Raw genomic sequence first — 21,425 nt, 5'->3', positions numbered from 1 at the left:
TGGCGAAATGCATAAGCTGGAATTGGGACCCCCCTAAATCCTTATTAAAAAAGGGGACTCGATTGGAGTTTCTCTTTTTTTAGGAGAGTTGGGGAATCCCAATGGAGGCGATCGAGGAAAGCCGATCTACTGAGTGTAAAAACAGCCGTCGGTTACAGTTTGATTACAGTTTAAATACATCCATGACGATCGATCGCCCGCCGACAATTCGTTCGGGATTGGGGGAATCGTAAACGACTAAAAGGGATTTTTGGCCTTCAAATCCGGAAAAGATCGCCAATCCTTCCGCCCGATCTTGGCCGAAGTGAAAGGGGAGATCGAAAACTTCTTCTAAATCGCCGGAATCGCGATCGGAAAACATATCTTTTTTGGCGTCTAAAGCATCTTTCAAGCGAAAGACTTTCATCAAGCCTTCGCAATCCATGGTCGGTCCGGAGAGGATTAAGAGGTCGTCGCCGTCGAAACATAAATCGCGAATGCCATTCCCATTCAAATTGACGAAATGTTTGCGATAGGGGCGATCGGTTTTCTCGAAGGTGTTGAGGGTTAAAATGCCCGGTTCGGTGTCGTTGACTTCGAGTTCGAGAATGACGGCCCAGCCGCGTAAAACTGGACCGCGCAAACCGAGGAATAAACGGTTATTGCTGACGGCTAAACCTTCAATATCGAGGCCGTTTTCTTTACTGGGAATTCCCGCCGAGACAAACAGTCCTAAATGGTCGTCAGTTTTGAGGGCATCGAGAAGGAGGCGGTCCGTATCTTCGGAGGAAAGACAAGCGGCGGTGAGTTCGTAACATTCGGCATCGGTTTGACCGGGATGGACTTTAAAGAGTTCGCCGCGACTGATAGGAATGCGTCCGAGTAGATAACGGTTTTCTTCGGTTTCAATGCGGGTTAATCGGTCTAAATCTTTTTTACGACTTTTGCCTTTAGGTTTTTTACGTTTGCTACTGTGAGAACCGGTAAACCAGAGATAGGAACCGTGGTAGTCTAAGCCTTCGATGTCGATTTCTTGTTCGGCATTGACACGATCGAGGTATTGGGTGAGAGGGAATTGACGACGATCGCCGAAGGTACAAGAATCGAGACGAGAGAGGCGATCGAGGCTCGTCAATTCATCGGAGGCGATCCACAAACTGCCATCGGGACTAAGGGTAACGGCGGATAAATCGGCAATTAAATCGTCAGCTTCGTTAGTAAATTGGAAGAGAACCCGGGCGAGCAAAAATGATGAGGTCATGATATTGAGTGACAATGGGGGAGAATTAAAGACGGTTCTTATTTTAGAGGGAGAGCTGTTGCGGTTAGAAGCGGGCGATCGCGATCCCCGTGGATCGCGGCGGGATCGCAGGGGGATTTGCGTGGAAGAATTGCGGGCTAGAGAAGGGAGAAAATTGGATTACAAACCATGAAGTTTGCCTCAAATAACGGGGCGATCGCACGCAAAGGATCTATAATGATTGCAAGCCAATGACTTATCGATATCTGCTATTTTACAAACCTTACGACGTTCTCAGTCAGTTTACAGATACCGAGGGAGAGAGCCGAGGAAAGCGACGTTTGACGTTGAAAGATTTTATTTCAGTTCCACAGGTGTATCCCGTCGGTCGTCTCGACCGAGATAGTGAAGGGTTGTTGTTGCTGACCGATTGCGATCGCGTGCAGCATCGCTTGAGCCATCCGCAATTTGGCCACCCACGCACCTACTGGGTGCAAGTGGAGCGAATTCCCGACCGGAAGGCATTAGAGCGACTCAGAGAAGGGGTGCAAATTAAGAATTATCGAACGCTCCCGGCGCGGGTCGAACTCTTGGGGGGGGAACCGGAGTTACCGCCGCGAGACCCGCCGATTCGATATCGCAAGACGGTACCGACGGCGTGGCTGGAGATGACACTTTCGGAAGGGAAAAATCGTCAAGTCAGGCGGATGACGGCGGCGGTGGGATTTCCCACCTTGCGCTTAGTGCGCGCCGCGATCGCGCACTTGCACTTAACCGGGTTGGAACCGGGGCAATGGCGGGAGTTGACTCCCGAGGAGGTCGAGCAGTTACACCAGATCCTGGGCTTTGGCAAAAACAAAAGGAGTTGAAGCCGTAGACAACGGCGAGTGCTTAGGGCGATCGCCGTGAAGCCCAATTCAATACGGACGGCAATTCGAGCGCATTGAATTGAAAAAATCGCACTCGGATATTTTGTGCTGCGAATACCAAGAATAACAAGCTACGTTGACAAAGGCAACAATCCCAATGATTGGTATTTGTATATTTCAGTGTTTTTAGCTACATTTAGGTTGAAGTCGTTGTAAGCTGCGCTCGATGCGAGCGAGAAGACATCCGACGCAGGGGAGAACTACAGGGGAAATCGCACGCCAGACCTGGGCTGAGGGCTGTTGAGAACCGAGCAACCGTTCCGATCGCCCGCTCGCCATGAATAACCGTCACCAAAAGTACGTTCGAGAAAAGTACCCTCGGACGGCGGGGGATGGTGCGATTCGCATAGCAACAGGCACGGGATCTGAGCCTGAGATCGATCGGACACAGGGGTAGAACTCAAGCAATGAAACGCAACAGCGAACCAAACGAGGGGATCGGTCGCCGCGATCGCCCGTATTATCTCAAAAGACCGCGACCGCAGCGCTGGAAGGGGCAAATTTCCCTACAGCATCCGAGAACCCGACGAGCGCCACAGAGCGATCGCCACTCGTCATCCCAGGGATTCCCGTCCCCCGGAGCGGGGGAGACAGATTCCCTTGAGCGCTGGATTCAACCCAAGGGAAGCGTCAAATGTTGCACGCTCGAGCGCATAGGTAAATCGATGGACTTCACCCTCGAACCGTCAGGTCAAATTGTGGCAGTCGATCCGCGAATCGCTGCCATCCTGGGCTACGCCGAGTCAAGCTTAATCGGTACGCCCTGGATCGAGTACGTCGATGGGCGCGATCGCCCGTTCGTGTTGCAGACCTCAGCCCCGGCCCTGGGCGATCGCAACGGAAACCTCGTCCCCACCCCCATGACGATCCCCCCCTTCCGATTGATCGCCCGAGACGGTGCCGCGATTTGGGTCGAAGCGACGATCGCCCGCCAGATCGGCGATCGCCGGGTGCGACTCTCCTGCCGTCGGAGCGCCCAACCGCCGAGGAACGAGCCGCAGCCCCGGGTCAGCCTCCAGGAGGCCATCACACCGATGTGGCGGGCGATCGCTGCCGGACGGATCGACTGGAATCACTGCTTGGCCGAGATCGGCAAAGCCTTAGACCTGACCGGGGCGACGATCGCCCGATGGCGCGTTGGCGGCGATCCGGAGATTCCTCGCGCGGTGCGCCTCGAAGGCTCTTGGGGACGAGTACCCGACTGTTTCGCCGAACGGGACGAATGGACCGTGCTGCTCGACGCCATCCCGCCGCTCACGGGAGCCGGGGTCGTGGCGATCGCCGATTGTCAGGCCCTCCCCGCCGGGGCGATGCTCCGTTCGCGAAGCGACTCCAAAGGAGTCAGGAGCCGCTTCGCAAACGAGTCGGACCGCTCCCTCGACGAAGCCGGAGTTCGCGCCCTCCTGTGCATTCCCATTCGTCCCGCCCCAGAACAGTCGCCGAGAACCTTACCCGAAGGGCGGATCTGCCTCTACGACGATCGCCGTTCCCGCTATTGGTCTCCCGAACAGATCCAACCCCTCGAATGGCTCGCCGAGGCGATCGCCGGACTCTGGGAACGAGACGACCCCAGCGCCAGCGACACCGCCCCTTGCCCGCAATCGAGGGAGTGCGAAGCCACCCAAGAGGCTCTCGAAAACAGCGAACGGCGCTATCGGGAGTTACTCGAACTCTCCTTTGAAGCGATCCTGATTCACCACCACGGTCAGATTGTCTGGAGCAACGCCGCCGCCGCCCGCTTGTTGGGGGCTGCCGTTACGGGGGACCTCGAAGGGCGTTCGGTGTTCGACTTCGTAGCGCCGCCGTATCGAGAACTCGTGCGCCAACGGATCGAGAATGTCACGGTCGGACACCCGACCCCGACCGTGGAAGAACAATTTCTCCGCCTCGACGGCGAGACGATCGACGTGGAAGTGACCGCCATGCCGATCGCCTACGACGGACGAAGCGCCATTCAAGTGTTCGTGCGCGATATTAGTTCCCGGACGAAAGCCGTCGCCGAAGTGCGATCGCGCGCCCGCCAGCAGCAAGCCGTCGCCCAACTCGGCGAGCGCGCTCTCAAAGGGATTCCCAGCGCCGTGCTGATGCAAGACGCGGTGCAACTGGTCGCCGACACCCTCGCGGTGGAATACTGCAAGATTTTAGAACTGCTTCCCGACCCTGGAGACGATCGCGACGCCCCCCCCACCTTCCTCGTGCGGGCGGGAGTCGGCTGGAAAAGTGGGATTGTCGGTCGGGCGCGGGTCGAAGCGAGCGAACGGTCCCAAGCCGGGTATACCCTCAGACAGGGCGAAAGCGCGATCGTCGAAGACCTGAGAACCGAAACCCGATTTGAGGGAATGCCCCTGCTGCACGAACACGGGGTCATCTCCGGCATGACCGCCATTATCGGCCACCCTCCCCATCGGACGCCGCCATCGGGTACGAATCCGGAATTGGCGTTAGTCTCCGAGGTGCCATTTGTCGGAATTTTGGGGGTTCACAGTCGCAAATTACGGGCGTTCAGCGCGGACGACTTGCATTTTTTAGAGGCGATCTGCAATATTCTCGCGGCGGCGATCGACCGGGAACGCAGCGACGCCAGGGCGTACATCATGCAACGGGCGATCGCCGAATGCGCCAACGGGATCGTGATTACGGACGTTCGATCGCGAGACAATCCGATCGTCTATGTCAATCCCAGTTTCGAGCAAATTTCCGGGTACTCGGCCCGGGAGGCGATCGGTCGCAACTGCCGCTTTTTACAAGGGGGCGATCGCGACCAGAGCAGCTTGGAAACCGTGCGCTGGGCGATCGCCGGAGGTCAGAACTGTCACGGCATCTTGCGCAATTACCGCAAAGACGGCAGCATGTTTTGGAACGAACTGTCGATTTCGCCGATTCGCAACGAAGCCGGGGAGGTCACCCATTTTATCGGCATTCAAAGCGATATTACCTATCGCGTCGAAGCCGACGCCCGCTTGCGCGAGTCTCACGAACAGACGATCGCCATTCTCGAAAGCATTGCCGATGGCTTCGTCGCCCTCGATGCTGACTTTTGCCTGACTTATATCAACCGCACCGCCGAAAGCCTGTTGACCGACCGCGAAGGGGAGGCGATCGGACGATCGTTCTGGGATGCCTTTCCCGAGGCGATCGCCCTCGCGTTCGAGTCCGAATACCGACGGGCGATCGCCGAACAAGTCTCGATCGCCTTTGAAGCCTTCTATCCCGAAGACAATCGCTGGCTCGCCATTCACGCTTATCCCGCCCGAGAGGGCCTCTCGGTTTACTTCCAAGACATCACCGCCAACCGTCGCGCCCAAGAAGCCCTGCGCGAGAGCGAACAACGTTACCGCCGCATCGTCGAAACCATGACCGAGGGGGTCTGGAGTCTCGACGCCGAAGGGAACACCACCTTTGTCAATCGCCAACTCGCCCGGATGCTCGGCGTGCGCGTCGAACAGGCGATCGGCAAACCGTGGCTGTCGTTTGTAGACCCGAAGCATCGCCCTTGGGCGCAGCTATTTTTAGAACAAGTCCGCCAAGGTCTCACCCAGCAACAGGATTTTCGCTTCCGTCAAGCCGACGGCGGCGATCGCTGGACGATCGTTTCGGCGAATGCGGGACAACCGGGGGACAGCAAAGCGGGAATTTTACTGACGATCGCCGATATCAGCGATCGCAAACAAGCGGAAATGGCCCTGGCGCGCCAAATTCGCCGCGAACGCTTGATGGTGAAAATTCAAAACCGGATTCGCCAGTCTCTCGACCTCGACGATATTCTGCAAACCACCGTCGATGAAGTGCGCCCGTTTTTACAGGCCGATCGCGTCTTGATTTATCAGTTTAAACCGGATTGGAACGGTCAAATCGTGGTCGAGTCCGTCGAACCCGGTTGGTTGCCCCTCTTGGGGATGGAAATTAAAGATACTTGCTTTAACGATCGCTTCGTCGAGAGTTATCTCGACGGGCGTATCGGCGCGATCGCCGATCTGGAGCGCTCGAAGTTGAGCCAATGTCACAAAACCTTACTCTCCGAGTTCCAAGTCAAAGCGAACCTCGTGGTCCCGATCGTGAAAAGCCTCGGTCAGGGTCATCCTTCCGGCGATCCGAGTCGCGAAACCCCGAAGCGCCATTTGTGGGGTTTACTCGTCGCCCATCACTGCAGCCAACCGCGCCAGTGGTTGCCCCAGGAAATCGACTTGCTGCAACAGTTGGCGACTCAATTGGGAATCGCGATCGAACAATCGGAGTTATACGAAACGGTCCGCCAAATCGGCAGCGATTTAGAAATTCAAGTTCGCAAGCGCACCGCCGAGTTACAGCAATCCCTAGAATTCGCGCACGTCGTGCGGCGCATTACCCAAAAAGTCGGCGAAAGTTTGGACGAAGGGCAAATTTTGCAAACCGCCGTCCGCGAAATCGCCCAAGTGTTAGAGATCGATTACTGTTGTGCGGCGTTGTACGACGGCGATCGCACCACCGCAACCATCTGTTACGAATACAGTACGGACGATGTCGGCTCGGGTTTGGGACAAGTCCTCAAAATTGCCGACGCGCGCCAGATTTACGAGCGACTCTGGCGCGGGGAGTATTTCTTATCCTACGATCGCGGACGAGTCCCGTTAATCGACCCCCAAACTTTGGGCGATTTAGCCTGTCCCGATTTAGACCGGATCTTGCAAGCGCGCATTTTAGTGCCGATTTTCGACGATCGCGGCACCATCGGCCATTTGAGCGTCTTGCACTCCCAAGTGCGAACGTGGAGCGACATCGAGATTCGCCTCTTGCAACAGGTCGCCGCTCACTGCGCGATCGCCCTGCGTCAAGCCCGACTTTACGAAGCCTCCCTCGCTCAAGTGCGCGAACTCGAAAAGGTCAACCGTCTCAAAGATGAATTTCTCAGCACGGTTTCTCACGAACTGCGAACGCCGATGGCTAACATGAAAATGGCGATCCAGATGTTGAAAATCGGTTACAAACAGTACGATCCGAATCTCACGAACGATCTGCAGAAACAAGAGGCGATCGCGGCCAAACTGTCGCGCTATTTCCAAATCCTCGATGACGAATGCCATCGCGAAATCAGCCTGATTAACGACTTACTTGACTTACAACGGCTCGATTCCGGTCTGGCGAAGGAGTTTACCCCCGTAGACCTCGGCGAATGGTTGCCCCAACTCTTGCACGGCTTCCACGAACGCGCCCGCAATCGCCAACAAACGATCGCCTTGGAACTGGCGGACAATTTACCGACCCTGACCACGGATGTATCCGGTTTCGAGCGGATCGTCAGCGAGTTACTCAACAACGCCTGTAAGTATACGCCTCCCGGGGAAAGTATCCGTCTGGTAGCGTGCGATGCGGGCGATCGCCTGCAATTACAAGTCATCAATACCGGAGTCGAGATTCCCGCCAACGAGATCGGTCATATCTTCGAGAAGTTTTACCGGGTTCCCAGCGCCGATCCTTGGAAACAAGGCGGAACGGGTTTGGGACTGGCATTAGTCCAGAAACTCGCCACCCACCTCGGCGGGGCGATCGCCGTCGAAAGTGCTTCGAGGGTCACCTGTTTTACCTTAGAGTTGCCCTGGGACTTGGAAAGTTGACACGGGCAGGAACTGAGTTCGATTGAGCAATGGATCGATGGATTCGATGTCGCTCCTCCCGAGAGGGCAGGCAGGAGCGGCATACTCTATGCTTCGCTGGTGGGAGAGGGCAAGAGCTGTTCGTGCAGGAACTGGCGGACTCGCTCCAATTCGCGATCGAGGCGGGGGAGGACGTCGGGAATTGAGTCTAATTCGCCGTTGCGGGCTAAATTTTCGACTTGAGCGGCGATATCCGCCAACGATCGCGCGCCGATGTTGCGACCTGCCCCTTTAACGCGGTGAATGTGACTTTCCACCCCTTGGGCGTCGGCCCGATCCAACGCTTCCCGGGTGGCGGCTAAATCCGCATCACTGGCGTCGAGAAAGGTTTCGAGTAACCGTTGTTTTAACGCCAATTTACCCCGGGAAACCTGTTCGAGGCGTTTGAGATCCATACAGTTCGCCGATTCCGGAGAACTTGGGGGGGACACGTCGCCGACGGGTTGGGGTTCGCAGGCGGGAGAATCTTGAGCGGGTTCGGGTTTCCAGCGTTCTAACACGGCTTGTAAGCGTTCCAAATTGACAGGTTTGCTGATATAGTCGTCCATCCCCGCCGCCAAACACTTTTGGCGGTCTTCGGGCATGGCATGAGCGGTTAAAGCGACGACAATGGTATGACGGCGATTCCCTTCCTGGCGGCGAAGTTCCTGGGTAGCTTCGTAACCGTCTTTGATGGGCATTTGACAGTCCATCAAGACCAGATCGTAGTCTTTCTCGGTCAACCGAGTTAAGGCTTCGGCGCCGTTGTCGGCGAAGTCGGCGCGATGACCGAGGACGTCGAGTTGGGAAGAGATCACCTGTTGGTTAATTTTGTGGTCTTCGGCGACTAAAATTTTGAAGTTCGACGGGGGAAGGTCGCTCGTGCGCTTTGCTGGTAAAGTATGAAGGCCCGATTGGGCGATCGCCCCTTGCGTTTCCGGGGATCCTAACAGGGCGATCGCCCGTTCCAACAAACGAGACGGACGCATCGGTTCGATCGCGTACCCGTGACAGGCGCCGATCGCCACTAACGCTTGAGCTTGAGAACGGCGATTTAAAGGCGTCATCAACAAAATTTTCGCCTCCTGGGCCGCCTTTGGCAAGGCTTCCTGAAGTTCGGGACCGAACAATTCCAATTCGATCGCGATCGGATTGTAAGGGCGATCGTCCGCCACTGCCCCTCTCACTTTCTCTAAGGCGCTGGCTCCGTCGCGGGCTTCGTCACTCTCCATCCCCCAGCGTTCGGCCATGTAGCGCACCGATTGGCGCTGGATCTCCCGGTGGCTCACTACCAGTAACCTCGCCCGTTTCACCTCCGGCGGCAACGGCTCACTTTCTACACTCACTTGTTTGATAAAGGGAATACTCACCCAAAACGTCGATCCCTTGCCCCAGTCACTCTCCACGCCGATTTCGCCGCCCATCAGTTCCACCAACTGCTTGCAAATCGCCAAACCCAATCCAGTCCCGCCATACTTGCGGGTTGAAGAAGCATCGAGTTGAGAAAACGACTGAAACAACTTGTGCGCTTCTTCCGGGACGATGCCGATGCCCGTATCGCTCACCGACAGGCGAATCCGCGCTTTTTGGGGCGTTTCGGATTCCAAAACCGCTTGTAAAATCACTTCGCCGCGATCGGTAAATTTAATGGCATTGTTGAGTAAGTTGAGCAGAATTTGGCGCAAACGAGCCGGATCGCCGATTAAAAATTGCGGGACTTGACTGTGAATCAACAAAGTGAGATTCAATCCCTTTTCTTGGGCCGCAGTCACCATCAGATCGACCACCGCTTCCATACACTCTTGCAGGTCAAAACCGATCGTGTTGAGCTTCATTTCTTTAGCTTCGAGTTTGGAGAACTCCAGCAAATCGTTAATGATCGCTAACAAGTGTTCGGCGCTGGTGCAAATGGTTTGAGCGTATTCGCGCTGTTGGGGAGTCAGGTTGGTTTGCAACATCAAGCGGGCCATCCCGACCACTCCGTTCATCGGCGTGCGGATTTCGTGACTCATGCTGGCGAGAAACTGACTTTTGGCGCGATTGGCAGCTTCTGCGGCCCGTTTGGTTTTGTCGAGGACGATATTTTGTTGGGCGAGTTGTTCGGACGTGCGAGTTTCTTGTTCGAGTAATTGCGCTTGTGCTAAAGCGATGCTCACCTGATTGGCCAACTGTTCTAACAGCTCGATTTCCCACGGGGTCCACTGTCGGGTGTGGCTGCATTGGTGGGCGATCAGCAAACCCCAGAGTTTTTCGCGTTCGAGTAAGGGGACGACTAAATTCGCTTTGACGCCGCAACTTTTGAGCAGGTGGATATGACAGTCTTGCAAGTTGGCATTTTCGATATCGGCGATCGCCGTCACCCGTCCGGAGCGATATTTTTCCGTATATTTGTTTTTAAAACAGGGATCGTCGAATTCCTGACCTAAAATCGGGATCGTGTCGGAAATGACGGCTTCGGTGACGATCGTTCCCGACCCGTCGGGCCACAAACGATAAATAATGACGCGATCGGTGTCGAGAAATTGGCGGACTTCTTCGACGGTGGTTTTGAGGATTTCGCCGATATCGAGGGACTGGCGAATTTTAATCGTCAATTCGGCGAACAGTTGCGATCGCTGATTTTGCTTGAGCAGTTCTTCGCGCGCTTGTTGGGCGCTGGTAATATCTTGGGCGATCCCGAGAACGTACTCGGGTTGACCGGATTCGTTGAAAATGGGGACTTTGGTGGTTTGTAGCAGGCGGGTTCCGCGATGGGGCGTTTCTAAAGATTGGGCGGCAATTTCGATCGCCTCGGCGTTATCGAGCACTTGGCGATCGATCGCGCCGAGACAATCTGCTTGAGTGGGGGGGAATAAGTCGGCGTCCGTTTTGCCGATCGCCGCGATCGCCGGGTAACCGAACAGTTGTTCGCTGGTTTTATTCCAGGAAACGATCGTCAGATTCGCCGCCTCTTTGATAAACACGCCGACGGGTAAGTTTTCGACCACGGAATTGAGAAAATTCTGGGTTTGCGATAATTCCGCTTCCGCATGTTTGCGATCGCTGATATCGATAAAACTGCAGATCGCCTGTTCTACCACCCCCTCGTCATTGGCGATCGGATTGACATTGACCAACAACCAGCGTTTCACGGGGGCGATCGCCTCCTCGGCGGTCTCGGTGGCGCGCGAACGCCTCTGAATTCCCATCACTACATTATGCACCGGAGACCCGGTGGCGATCGCCTGTTGCACCGGACGTTCGGCTTTCGGGAACGGGGTGCGATCTTCGCGCACGATCGCCCAGGTTTCCTCAAAGATCGCCTCTTTTTGCAGTTCTTCGACGGTGACACCCAACAATTGCGCGGCGGCGGGGTTAGACAGCACAATTTTTAAATCCGGCGTCAATAACAAAACGCCGACTTGCATTTCTCGGATAAAGGTTCGCAGACGATCGAGGGTTTCTTGCTGGGTGGCTAAATGGCGATCGACCACGGAATTGAGGCTCGTTAAGCCTAAAATAGCCAATGTGGTAATCGCGATCGCGATCGCCAAATCTTCGCGATCGAGGGTGTAATCCGTCGCGAGGGCGACCGGATCCGTGGGCCAGCGAAAGCGCACCGCCGCCATACTGGTATAGTGCATCCCGCTAATGGTCAAACCCAAGATCGTCGCGCCGCCGAGTTTGCTCAACGGTTGCGATCGCCCGGAACCGATGGGAAATGCCAACCAGAGGGCGACTTCCGAACCGCCGATCGCCACGGCGATCGACAATCCCACGAATAAGGGATCGTAGTCGATATGATTCGGTAATTGCAGCGCCCACATTCCCAGATAGTGCATCGAGGCGATCGCCTCTCCGAGAATGCTTCCCGCTAACAGTAACTCTTTAAAACCACACGGCGATCGGTTGACCAACACCAACCCCGCGCCACAGGCGATCGCCGTCACCACCAGGGAACCGACGACGGTGGGGATATCGTAATTTAACAAAAACGGCAATTTGAGCGCCAACATCCCCACAAAATGCATCGACCAAATCCCCACCCCCATCGCGATCGCGCTGAGTACGACCCAGACCCACCCTTCGAGGCGATGTTCGTAGTGACCTTTACGACTCAGTTCGATCGCCGTATACGATGCCAACATCCCCACGACGATCGAAACGACAACCAGACGCCAGTCATAATAGGCGATCGCTCGGGCTTCAACGGGAATGTTTAATAAAAATTGCCAGCTTGCAGACATATGCTTAGATTTTAGATTTTAGATTTTAGATTTTAGATTTTACAAGGGAATATTTTTCCGACGTTGAAAGTTAAAAGAAAGATGGCGATCGCCGAGATTTCTAGAGAGTGTGTAGGGCTTAAACTCGCGCGCGACAGGCTAGATCCGTCATCGACACAGACGTACAAAATCCACAAAAACACGACTGTACTCCCGCCCTTGAGAACAGTTCTTTAACGATCTTCTTTAAGTTGTAAAGTTTAAGTTCTAAAATTGTCTTAAACTTGTCGTGACGATCGCGAAGTTTCCCCTGCTTTCCCTACCGCTCTACCGACGCGATCGATCGCCAATTTCCGCACCCAAGGAAATGACGAGTTTAGCGTCTGCGCGATTCTCTTCGGTCGATGCTTTGCGAACGCGACAAAGACGACAACCCCTTAGCTTGGTGTCGTCACACGCCACAGAATCAACAGGGTCATCCAGAGGAAGACCGACCTGGATCGACTCACTAGCAACGCGCGAATGCCCCTTATTTTGAATTTAGCATTCCCCCTCGGCGAAATCTTCTTTCTAAAGACAGAAAAGTCGATCGCGATCGAAACCCGGGGGTTGAGTGCGACCGATGGATGCGTCGATGGGGTAAAAGTTATTCAGATCGAAGCTTAACGAAAGGGTCAATGAGATCGCCTTCAAACGACCCGATCGCGAAATGACCGATCCGGGTTAAGTGGGATAGATTTTACAATGACCCTAGACCGTCAATTTTTTGTAATTTCCATCAAAACAATGATTCAAAATACCGAACTCGAAAATGATATTGTCACCCTCAGCGTCGTGCAAGTTGGATTGCGCGCTCAAGATTGTTCCATTCCTTCGGAACTGTCGGCAATGAGTCGCGAAGCGGATACGACGACGCCCAAAGGATTGTTACAAATTTTGCAAAATTCGGCGCGATCGCTATTAAATCATTCCCCGTCGTGGACTCATGTTTTAGGTTATTCGCAAACCTTCCCAAGCCGCGATCGCGCTGACGCCGAATTTCAACAAATTTCCTGGAAAGAACGGCAAAAATTCAGCGCCGAAACCCTAACCAACGTCGAAGGAAAAATTAACGAACCGAGTGCTTTACCCTATCCCAATCCCGGAGATCCGGCGTATATTGTCGTTACTTTGCTGGTCGGAACCGCCCACGATCGCCCTTTATTCGATCGCCTCAATTCGCGAGACCAACTCCATCGGGCGATCGAAATCCTCACGGAGATTTCCGAGGAATATTTGCTCGTTTTCGAGTTATTGTGGACCCCACAAATCGAAACCGATACCCTCAGCGAAGCCCAAATGCACGAACACTACGGACAGACCATTCCCATTAGTTAAAAAGTGCAGTTGGCGGGGATCGTCGCTGGACTCGATCTCGGAAAGGCTATATCCGCAAATCGGATAAAAATCGGGGTCGTCGATGGGATAAGCTAAACGATCGAGATTGACTTGGCAAGCAGCAACCCCACGAATGAACATCCGAATCGGGAATGGCTACGACATCCACCGCCTGACGGGCGATCGCCCGTTGATCCTCGGAGGCGTTAAAATCGAACACGAGTTAGGATTACTCGGTCACAGCGACGCCGACGTATTGACCCATGCGATTATGGATGCCATGTTAGGGGCGTTGAGTTTGGGAGATATCGGGCTTTATTTCCCTCCCAGTGACCCGCAATGGGCCGGGGCGGACAGTTTGAAGCTACTCGCCCAGGTGAACGCACTGATCGGCGATCGCGGCTGGAAAGTGGGCAATATCGATTCAGTCGTCGTCGCCGAACGGCCCAAACTCAAACCCCATATCGCCGCCATGCGCGATCGCCTCGCCAACGTCCTCGGCGTCGATTCCGAGCAAATTGGCGTCAAAGCGACCACCAACGAAAAACTCGGTCCGGTCGGTCGCGAAGAAGGAATCGCCGCCTATGCGGTCGCCTTACTCGAACGGCGATCGTAATTCCCGTTTTTCCGTGCATTCCGCCACAGGCGATCGCCGATTTCTCCCCTACAACCGATCGAAATTCAGCCGTATGTTCACACCGATCGTCACGATCCAAACAGTTATCAACTTAGGGCGATCGCCCCGCCGGATTCTATCCCTTGGCTTGGCGTTTCTCTTAAGTTTTAGTTTAGCCGCTTGCAATCCGGCGCGTTTCAAAACCGATGCGGCTGAAGTCAATCAATTAGTCTGGACGATTCTCAGCGATCCAAAAACCTTTAACCCCGCCTTAAGTACGGAAGTTCCTAATATCTTCAGTTTGACTTTTGAAGGATTGACCACCACCAACGGAATCACCGCCGAAGTCGAACCCGGACTCGCCGAATCGTGGGAAATTGCCGAGGACAAACTACGTTATGTTTTCACCTTGCGCGAAGGATTGCAATGGTCCGACGGCGAACCTCTGACCTCCGACGATGTAGTTTTTAGTTTTAACGAAGTTTACTTTAACGAAAAAGTCCCCACCAGTACCCGCGACGTCTTGAGAATTGGGGAAAGTGGGGCGTTACCCAAAGTCCGCGCGATCGACGATCGCCGCATCGAATTTACCTTACCCGAACCCTTCGCCCCCTTTTTACGCACGATGGGAACGGAGATTTTACCCGCCCATATTTTACGTCCCACCATCGAACAAACTGACGCCGAAGGTAACCCACTTTTCCTCTCCACCTGGGGGATCGATACCCCACCAGAAAACATTATCGTCAACGGTCCGTATCAACTCGAAAGTTATTTAACCAGCGAACAAGTTATTTACCGTCGCAATCCCTACTATTGGCGAAAAGATGCCGAAGGCAATTCCCAACCTTATATCGAACGGATTGTCTGGCAAATTGTCGAATCGACGGATACTTCTTTATTAAAATTCATTTCCGGAACGTCCGACTCAATTGGTGTTTCTCCAGAAAATTTTTCCTTCTTAAAACCGCGAGAAGAACGGGAAAACTTTACCATTTACAATGGCGGTCCGGCGTCGGGAACGACATTTATCGCCTTCAACCTCAATAAAGGGCGCAATCCCGACGGAACCCCCGTGGTCGAACCGATGAAATCGCGCTGGTTTCAAAAAGTCGAATTTCGACAGGCGATCGCCTACGCGATCGATCGCCAAACCACGATCGACAATACTTTTAGAGGATTAGGAAAACCGCAACATTCCCCGATTTCCGTCCAAAGTCCTTACTATCTCTCTCCGGAAGAAGGACTAAAAACGTATGATTTCAATCCGGACAAAGCTAAAGAATTACTATTAGGTTCCGGCTTTCAGTATAACGATCGCGACGAATTACTCGACGCCGAAGGGAATCGCGTTCGCTTCACCCTGATTACGAACGCCGGAAATAAAACCCGCGAAGCAATGGGGGCACAAATTAAGCAAGATTTGAGTAAAATCGGGATTCAGGTCGATTTCCAGCCGATTTCCTTTAACGCCCTCGTCGCCAAGTTATCGGACTCTCTCGATTGGGACTGTCATTTAATTGGCTTTACAGGTGGCGTCGAACCCAATGGCGGCGCTAATTTCTGGCTACCGGAAGGACGCTTGCACATTTTCAACCAAAAACGACAACCGGGACAAACCCCTTTAATCGGTTGGGAAGTGGCGGACTGGGAACGTAAAATCGGCGATCTTTATATTAAAGGCGCCCAAGAGTTGGACGAAGCGAAGCGAAAAGAAATTTACGCCGAAACTCAGCGATTGACTCAGGAATATTTACCCGTGATTCATTTAGTCAATCCCCTCTCTTTGGCGGCGGTACGCGATCGCGTCAAAGGGATTGAATATTCCGCCCTCGGTGGCGCGTTTTGGAATTTGTACGAGTTAAAAATAGAAGAGTCTACCGAGGAATAGAGGACAACATCAAGACCGACAGTTGCGATCGCTATCCCAAAAGATCGGCGCTGACGCTGAATTTGATTGACTCACTTGAGGTGGATTGGATTGAAAAGATAGGTTTCAATCCAGCGATCCGTAGGCTTGGGGGGAGATCCCCCTAAATCCCCCTTGAAAAGGGGGACTTGAAGAAGTTGCCATCTCCTGGGTACACTTCTTTGACTCCACCATCTAATACCTACAATCTAATCATCTAAAATCTAAAATTATTCAATGAAACCGGAAGCTTTACAGTCCCTCTTAGAAGCGGTAGCGTCGGGAAATTTGCCCCCTGAAAAAGCATTAGAAGAGTTGAAACATTTGGCATTCGAGCCCGTGGGTGGCTTTGCTCACATCGACCATCACCGCAATTTGAGAACTGGGTTTCCCGAGGTGATTTGGGGGCCGGGTAAAACCCCGGATCAAATTGCCGAAATTATGGAAGTCATGCGTCAGCGCAATCCGGTGGTCATGGCGACTCGCATCGCGCCGGAGGTTTACGATCGCTTACAAGAGCGCGTCAAGGGTTTATTTTATTATCGAGAAGCGCGGATTTGTACCTTGGGACTGCCCGCCGTCGAACCGACCTATCCCGGTAAAATGGGGGTGATTTGTGCGGGAACTGCGGATCTCCCGGTGGCGGAGGAGGCGGCGGTGACGGCGCAGTTATGCGGTTTTGATGTTTGTCGTTTTTGGGATATCGGCGTGGCGGGGATCCATCGCTTGCTGGCCCATCGCGAGGCGATCGCCGCCTGTGACGTGGCGATCGTGGTGGCGGGAATGGAAGGCGCCTTACCCAGTGTCGTCGCCGGATTGGTCAGTTGTCCGACGATCGCCGTGCCCACCAGTGTCGGTTACGGCGCCAGTTTCAACGGTTTGGCCCCTTTATTAACCATGCTCAATTCTTGCGCCGCCGGGGTCGGTGTCGTCAATATCGACAATGGCTTTGGCGCCGCTATTTTAGCCGGACAAATTTTGAGGACGGGTCTGCGGTTGGCGGGGAAGGGGTAGGGGGACAAGCGGTTAGCGGCGATCGCGCCGATGTCGAGGCTTCTCCAACCCTCTCCCTTTAAGCGCTCAAATCGAAAATCTCAAATCCAAACCCCCCTTTGCCTCTGCCAAAACCATAAGGGTCGCCAAGATGTGACAATAACTGTACCGGGAGCGATCGCGCTGCTGCTCGCATCGAACGCTATTCCGGTACTGTTGCCTAGGAATCATACTCATGTTTAAACGAATTGCAGCCGTTTTCTTAGTGGTACTCACTCTGGCGCTGACCAGTTGTTCGACTTCGGTGGTCGGCGCCCTCAAAAGTTATGCCAATACCACCAAGGGTTATGAATTTCTCTATCCCAACGGTTGGGAACAGGTGAAGGTGAACGGCGGCCCGGATGTAGTGTTTCACGATTTAATCGAACAAAGTGAAAACGTCAGCGTCGTGATTAGCGAAGTTCCCAACAACAAATCGTTAGAAGAGTTGGGAACGCCGACGGAGGTGGGTTACAAGCTCTCGAAATCGGCGATCGCCCCCCCGGATTCGGGACGGACGGCGGAGTTAATCGACGCGCAAATGAAGGAAAAAGGCTCGAAAACGTATTATTTATTGGAATATCGGGTGAAATTCCCCGATCGCGAACGGCACAATCTCGCCAGTGTTGCGATTTCTCGCGGTAAGCTGTTTACCTTGAATGTGTCCACCACTCAATCACGCTGGAAGAAGGTAAAAGATTTGTTTGAAGCGGTGGTCAATTCCTTTTCTGTTTATTAAGCGATCGCCTTCCCTTGAGGAAAACCCAGGGCGGACAGATCGCCTTGGGGTCTGTACAACCGATTCATTTGATATGGTCATTCCTGCATTTGTCCTAGCTTCCACATCTCCGGCGCGCCTGCGGTTACTCGAAAGTGCTGGAATCGAGCCGATCGTTTGTCGTAGCGACTTTGACGAGTCTCAGGTACAGTTGAGCGATCCGGACGAACTGGTCAAAACCCTCGCCGAGTGTAAGGCGAAAGCGGTGATCGAAAAGTTCAGTCCGACTCCGACAACGGGCGCATTGACGGAGGAGACGCCGAAGCGATCGCCGTTGTTAATTTTAGGTTGCGATTCGGTGTTGGTTCTCGATGGGGAAATTCACGGAAAACCGGAAGATCCCCAAGAGGCGATCGCCCGTTGGCAGAAAATGCGCGGTTCGTTCGGCGACTTGTATACAGGTCACGCTTTGTTGGATTTAGCACAAGATCGGGCGATCGTGCGGACGGCAATTACCCGGGTTTATTTTGCCAATATCGGCGATCGCCAGATCGAAGCTTACGTCGCCACCGGGGAACCCCTACGTTGTGCGGGGTGTTTTGCGATCGACGGTCGCGGCGGTCTGTTTGTCGAAAAACTCGAAGGATGTCACACTAACGTCATCGGTTTGAGTCTGCCTTTATTGCGTCAAGCGATCGACGATCTCGGCTATGACGTGACCGATTTTTGGTCGCTCCCCCATTAAGTTCTCACTTTTACCATCGGACGATCGCCCCGGGATCTCCCTCGGACAACCGATCGGACTGACGGGGCGATCGGTTCGATGTTCTGCTCGGTGACAGGCGATCGATCGCCCTTCCGTTTAGTCAGATCTTCTCGACGATTCCCCAACAGAGGCGCTGGCGTTTTTGGTCTTTCTTGAGTTTCACCCCTGTGGTAATAGTAAAAAAACTTGCTACTATTCTCCGAGGATCGAGCCGTGTTTCGATTACTTCATCCCTTTGTGGAAGTCATCCAACCTTTTTTAATTCCTCTTTGCTTTTGTTTGGCGTGGGGATTGACGTTACTCGTCGCGTGGAGTGTGGGAAGTGCGATCGCCAGTGGAGTCAGCCAAGCGAAGCGAATGCACCAAATTCCCTGCACCGGGTGCGTCTTTTTCACCAACGACCATCGCCTGAAATGTCCGGTCAGACCGAAAGTTGCCATGACGGAAGAGGCGATCGGCTGTATGGACTATCGAGAGCATTAAAAATACTAAGTGAGTTATTCAATAGTGAGTTAATCAATATCGAGTAACACTTTCAGAACCCCTCGGGTTTGGGCGCGATCGAACGCGGCGATCGCCTCATCTAGGGGATAATGGGCTTGAATTAACGGTTTGACATCGATGCGATCGCCCGCCAAAACCGCGATCGCCTCCGGAAACGGACCGCAACGCGACCCGACCAGGGTAAGTTCGTCAACCACGATCGCCGACGCATCGATCTCCAACCGCCCCGCATAGGTGCTTTTTAACACCAACGTCCCGCGCGGACGCAATGCACGACGGGCGACCTCGAATCCCTGCGGATTCCCCGTACATTCCACGGAAACATCGAAACTGCGGGCGATCGCCGCCTCCTCAAATCCCGTTTGAATCCCCCGCGCCGCCAATAAATCCAGCTTTTCCCGGTGGCGCCCGATCGCCACCAACTCGCAACCACTCAACGCCAGAGTTTGCGCCACCAACTGCCCCAACTTCCCGTCTCCGACCACCAACACGCGATCGTTCGGCCCAATTTTCACCTGTTTTTGAATCTCTAACGCCGCCGCTACGGGTTCGGTAAACGTAGCAACATCTGTATCAACATTATCCGGAATTAGATGCAAGTTTTCAATCGGTAGGGACAGATATTGAGCAAAAGCGCCATTGCGATTGACAATGCCCAAAACCGTGCGATTTTCGCAATGAGTCGGCACCCCCTGACGACAGAAACGACAGTCCCGACACGCTGCATTAATTTCGCCAACAACGCGGCGATTGACTAAATTTTCTGGACCGTTTTCGACCACCCCCACGAACTCGTGACCCAACACCCCTCGATAAGGATAGTAACCGCGCAATAATTCTAAATCCGTATTGCAAATTCCGGCGCGCAATACTTTAACTCGTGCTTCTCCCGCTTGTAATTCCGGTAGGGGAAGATCGGTTTTTAATTCTAATTTTTGATTTTCCAGCCAAACTGCTTTCATTGTTAAATAAATTACGGACAACTTTTCTTAGTTTAACCCTGGGTCTCTTCGCCTTCCAAAGATTTTAGAGTATTTTAAATTATCAATTAGGAGCGAGTAGATTTTTCCTCCCACCGTTATTCGCTTGGGTGCAAAAATCACCGGATCGGTTTGTGGAACGCCTCGGCGATTTCTCGATATCTTATCGATTCATCAGATAAATTGGTCAAACTCTGCGAATTCAAACCAATTAAGTTACAATACCCAATAATCTAAATCATTTGAATCGAGGAGCTTAGAGTACAATGCGACCTCAACGGATTCCCCCGGGTCCCGGTCAAGAGTCAGTATGGGATTACCCGCGTCCCCCGCGTATCGAACCCGTCAGCGAAACTTTAAAAGTTGTTTTAAATGGAATTACGATCGCCGAAACCGATCGCAGCTATCGAGTTTTAGAAACGAGCCATCCTCCCGTTTATTATTTTCCTCCAGAAGATGTAAACTTGGAATATTTACAAGAGACAGGACGTAAAACCTGGTGTGAATTTAAAGGATGGTGTCGCTATTTTTCTTTAAAAATGGAAGGCGTGGAATCGGCGATCGCCGCTTGGTCTTACGATCAAGTCACTCCCGGATTTGAAGCCATTCAAAATTACATTAGTTTCTACGCACAACCGATGAGTTGTTATGTCGGCGATGAATTAGTGCAACCTCAAGCGGGGGATTACTATGGCGGTTGGGTCACTAAAAACATTGTCGGTCCGTTCAAAGGGGGTCCGGGAACGATGGGATGGTAAATTTTAGGAGGGGCGGCGATCGCAAACACGCCATCCCCGAAGCCATTTTTATGCGAATTGCGGATAAGTTTTAACGAATTTGACATCGATCGCCCGTCCTTCACAAAAATTAATGAATCGAAGGAAGATTACCCTCGAATTTGATACATTCTGTATCATTTCTCAAGGATAATTCATGGTTATTGCTAAAGAGTTTCGATAATCTAAGAAATAAGAGATAGATTTTAGAGGCAATTCTTATGGCAATTATTCCTACGATTGAAGTTAGAAAACCCGCATGGCATATTATCGCGATGTTCGCCTTGGGGTTTTGGCTCAGTGCGATCGCCGTAGTCGATTTGGTCGTGATGCCGACGATGTACGCGGCTGGAATGACCGTAGAATCTGGGTTTGCTTCTGCCGGATACGTGATGTTCGGAACCTTCAACCGCATTGAATTACTCTGTGCGGCAGTGGTGTTGACCGGGTTGCTGACGATGGTTTACCGCCACCGCAGCGAAAGAAATTGGGGCAAAACGGAAGTTATTTTATCGGTCATTTTACTCGGCATCGTCCTGGCGCAGACCTATGCGCTGACACCGCAAATGAGCGCGTTAGGGATTCAACTCAACTGGCTCGATCGCGAGGTTTCCGTTCCCGCGATTATGGATGGGATGCACGAAAGTTATTGGTTCCTCGAATTAGTCAAACTCGGATGTGGCGGCTTTTTACTCAGTTGGTTGTATCGCAAAACCAAAGAAGACGAATTGCTGGTGCAATAAGTTTTGTGCGCAGAATTAAATTGAGAAAAAACCCTCACGATG

General features: G+C 53.1%; 14 protein-coding genes. 11 read left to right on the top strand and 3 right to left on the bottom strand.

The window, feature by feature from the left end; genetic code table 11:
* Positions 1–163: 163 nt before the first annotated feature.
* Complete coding sequence (locus tag JJD41_RS20560; protein WP_200669394.1) at positions 164–1,240, bottom strand: DUF3616 domain-containing protein; 1,077 nt, start codon at positions 1,238–1,240, stop codon at positions 164–166.
* Between the two features lie 230 nt (positions 1,241–1,470).
* Here JJD41_RS20560 and JJD41_RS20555 point away from each other — a divergent pair, with 230 nt between their 5' ends.
* Together JJD41_RS20555 and JJD41_RS20550 are read left to right on the top strand one after the other, a co-directional pair.
* Positions 1,471–2,088: a pseudouridine synthase gene (locus JJD41_RS20555; RefSeq protein ID WP_200669393.1), complete on the top strand. Its 618-nt coding sequence runs from the start codon at positions 1,471–1,473 to the stop codon at positions 2,086–2,088.
* 467 nt (positions 2,089–2,555) lie between these two features.
* Positions 2,556–7,739 carry a PAS domain S-box protein gene (locus JJD41_RS20550; protein ID WP_234489032.1) on the top strand — a complete coding sequence of 1,728 codons (5,184 nt, stop codon included), beginning with the start codon at positions 2,556–2,558 and terminating at the stop codon, positions 7,737–7,739.
* A gap of 86 nt (positions 7,740–7,825) precedes the next feature.
* On the opposite strand, the gene JJD41_RS20545 is transcribed toward JJD41_RS20550, so the two are convergent.
* Positions 7,826–11,983: an MHYT domain-containing protein gene (locus JJD41_RS20545; protein WP_200669391.1), complete on the bottom strand. Its 4,158-nt coding sequence runs from the start codon at positions 11,981–11,983 to the stop codon at positions 7,826–7,828.
* A gap of 723 nt (positions 11,984–12,706) precedes the next feature.
* On the opposite strand from JJD41_RS20545, the gene JJD41_RS20540 reads away from it, so the two are divergent.
* The 7 genes from JJD41_RS20540 (at position 12,707) to JJD41_RS20510 (ending at position 18,863) form a co-directional block, all read left to right on the top strand.
* The gene (locus JJD41_RS20540; protein ID WP_234489031.1) at positions 12,707–13,339 is read left to right on the top strand and encodes a DUF1517 domain-containing protein; all 633 of its coding nucleotides are present in this window, start codon (positions 12,707–12,709) and stop codon (positions 13,337–13,339) included.
* Positions 13,340–13,472: 133 nt separating this feature from the next.
* Positions 13,473–13,955: a 2-C-methyl-D-erythritol 2,4-cyclodiphosphate synthase gene (gene ispF / locus JJD41_RS20535; RefSeq protein WP_168569903.1), complete on the top strand. Its 483-nt coding sequence runs from the start codon at positions 13,473–13,475 to the stop codon at positions 13,953–13,955.
* 73 nt (positions 13,956–14,028) lie between these two features.
* Complete coding sequence (locus JJD41_RS20530) at positions 14,029–15,846, top strand: ABC transporter substrate-binding protein (RefSeq protein ID WP_200670214.1); 1,818 nt, start codon at positions 14,029–14,031, stop codon at positions 15,844–15,846.
* A 255-nt stretch (positions 15,847–16,101) separates the two neighbouring features.
* Positions 16,102–16,878, top strand: coding sequence for a nickel pincer cofactor biosynthesis protein LarB (gene larB, locus JJD41_RS20525; protein ID WP_200669389.1), 777 nt, complete (start codon positions 16,102–16,104; stop codon positions 16,876–16,878).
* A 214-nt stretch (positions 16,879–17,092) separates the two neighbouring features.
* Positions 17,093–17,635 carry a photosystem II reaction center PsbP gene (psbP, locus tag JJD41_RS20520; protein WP_200669388.1) on the top strand — a complete coding sequence of 181 codons (543 nt, stop codon included), beginning with the start codon at positions 17,093–17,095 and terminating at the stop codon, positions 17,633–17,635.
* Between the two features lie 73 nt (positions 17,636–17,708).
* A complete protein-coding gene (locus JJD41_RS20515; protein ID WP_200669387.1) occupies positions 17,709–18,359 on the top strand; it encodes a nucleoside triphosphate pyrophosphatase in 651 nt (216 codons plus the stop codon).
* Between the two features lie 234 nt (positions 18,360–18,593).
* Positions 18,594–18,863 carry a hypothetical protein gene (locus tag JJD41_RS20510; protein ID WP_168569898.1) on the top strand — a complete coding sequence of 90 codons (270 nt, stop codon included), beginning with the start codon at positions 18,594–18,596 and terminating at the stop codon, positions 18,861–18,863.
* A 29-nt stretch (positions 18,864–18,892) separates the two neighbouring features.
* On the opposite strand, the gene JJD41_RS20505 is transcribed toward JJD41_RS20510, so the two are convergent.
* Complete coding sequence (locus tag JJD41_RS20505) at positions 18,893–19,846, bottom strand: MDR/zinc-dependent alcohol dehydrogenase-like family protein (protein ID WP_200669386.1); 954 nt, start codon at positions 19,844–19,846, stop codon at positions 18,893–18,895.
* Between the two features lie 284 nt (positions 19,847–20,130).
* Here JJD41_RS20505 and JJD41_RS20500 point away from each other — a divergent pair, with 284 nt between their 5' ends.
* Both JJD41_RS20500 and JJD41_RS20495 read left to right on the top strand, forming a co-directional pair.
* Positions 20,131–20,622 carry a DUF427 domain-containing protein gene (locus tag JJD41_RS20500; RefSeq protein ID WP_200669385.1) on the top strand — a complete coding sequence of 164 codons (492 nt, stop codon included), beginning with the start codon at positions 20,131–20,133 and terminating at the stop codon, positions 20,620–20,622.
* 239 nt (positions 20,623–20,861) lie between these two features.
* Positions 20,862–21,383, top strand: a complete 522-nt coding sequence (locus JJD41_RS20495; RefSeq protein WP_200669384.1) for a DUF4149 domain-containing protein — start codon at positions 20,862–20,864, stop codon at positions 21,381–21,383.
* Positions 21,384–21,425 lie beyond the last annotated feature (42 nt).

This window comes from Oxynema mangrovii CENA135 (assembly GCF_016632315.1).
Classification (GTDB): Bacteria; Cyanobacteriota; Cyanobacteriia; order Cyanobacteriales; family Laspinemataceae; genus Oxynema; species Oxynema aestuarii.
The sequence above is the reverse complement of the archived record's forward strand: the minus strand, read 5'-3'. Positions and strand labels throughout refer to the sequence as shown.

Excerpts from the sequence above, each read along its gene's own strand:
- JJD41_RS20560 (WP_200669394.1), bottom strand. The coding sequence starts at position 1,240 with ATGACCTCATCATTTTTGCTCGCCCGGGTTCTCTTCCAATTTACTAAC.
- JJD41_RS20555 (WP_200669393.1), top strand. The coding sequence starts at position 1,471 with ATGACTTATCGATATCTGCTATTTTACAAACCTTACGACGTTCTCAGT.
- JJD41_RS20550 (WP_234489032.1), top strand. The coding sequence starts at position 2,556 with ATGAAACGCAACAGCGAACCAAACGAGGGGATCGGTCGCCGCGATCGC.
- JJD41_RS20545 (WP_200669391.1), bottom strand. The coding sequence starts at position 11,983 with ATGTCTGCAAGCTGGCAATTTTTATTAAACATTCCCGTTGAAGCCCGA.
- JJD41_RS20540 (WP_234489031.1), top strand. The coding sequence starts at position 12,707 with ATGACCCTAGACCGTCAATTTTTTGTAATTTCCATCAAAACAATGATT.
- ispF (WP_168569903.1), top strand. The coding sequence starts at position 13,473 with ATGAACATCCGAATCGGGAATGGCTACGACATCCACCGCCTGACGGGC.
- JJD41_RS20530 (WP_200670214.1), top strand. The coding sequence starts at position 14,029 with ATGTTCACACCGATCGTCACGATCCAAACAGTTATCAACTTAGGGCGA.
- larB (WP_200669389.1), top strand. The coding sequence starts at position 16,102 with ATGAAACCGGAAGCTTTACAGTCCCTCTTAGAAGCGGTAGCGTCGGGA.
- psbP (WP_200669388.1), top strand. The coding sequence starts at position 17,093 with ATGTTTAAACGAATTGCAGCCGTTTTCTTAGTGGTACTCACTCTGGCG.
- JJD41_RS20515 (WP_200669387.1), top strand. The coding sequence starts at position 17,709 with ATGGTCATTCCTGCATTTGTCCTAGCTTCCACATCTCCGGCGCGCCTG.
- JJD41_RS20505 (WP_200669386.1), bottom strand. The coding sequence starts at position 19,846 with ATGAAAGCAGTTTGGCTGGAAAATCAAAAATTAGAATTAAAAACCGAT.
- JJD41_RS20500 (WP_200669385.1), top strand. The coding sequence starts at position 20,131 with ATGCGACCTCAACGGATTCCCCCGGGTCCCGGTCAAGAGTCAGTATGG.
- JJD41_RS20495 (WP_200669384.1), top strand. The coding sequence starts at position 20,862 with ATGGCAATTATTCCTACGATTGAAGTTAGAAAACCCGCATGGCATATT.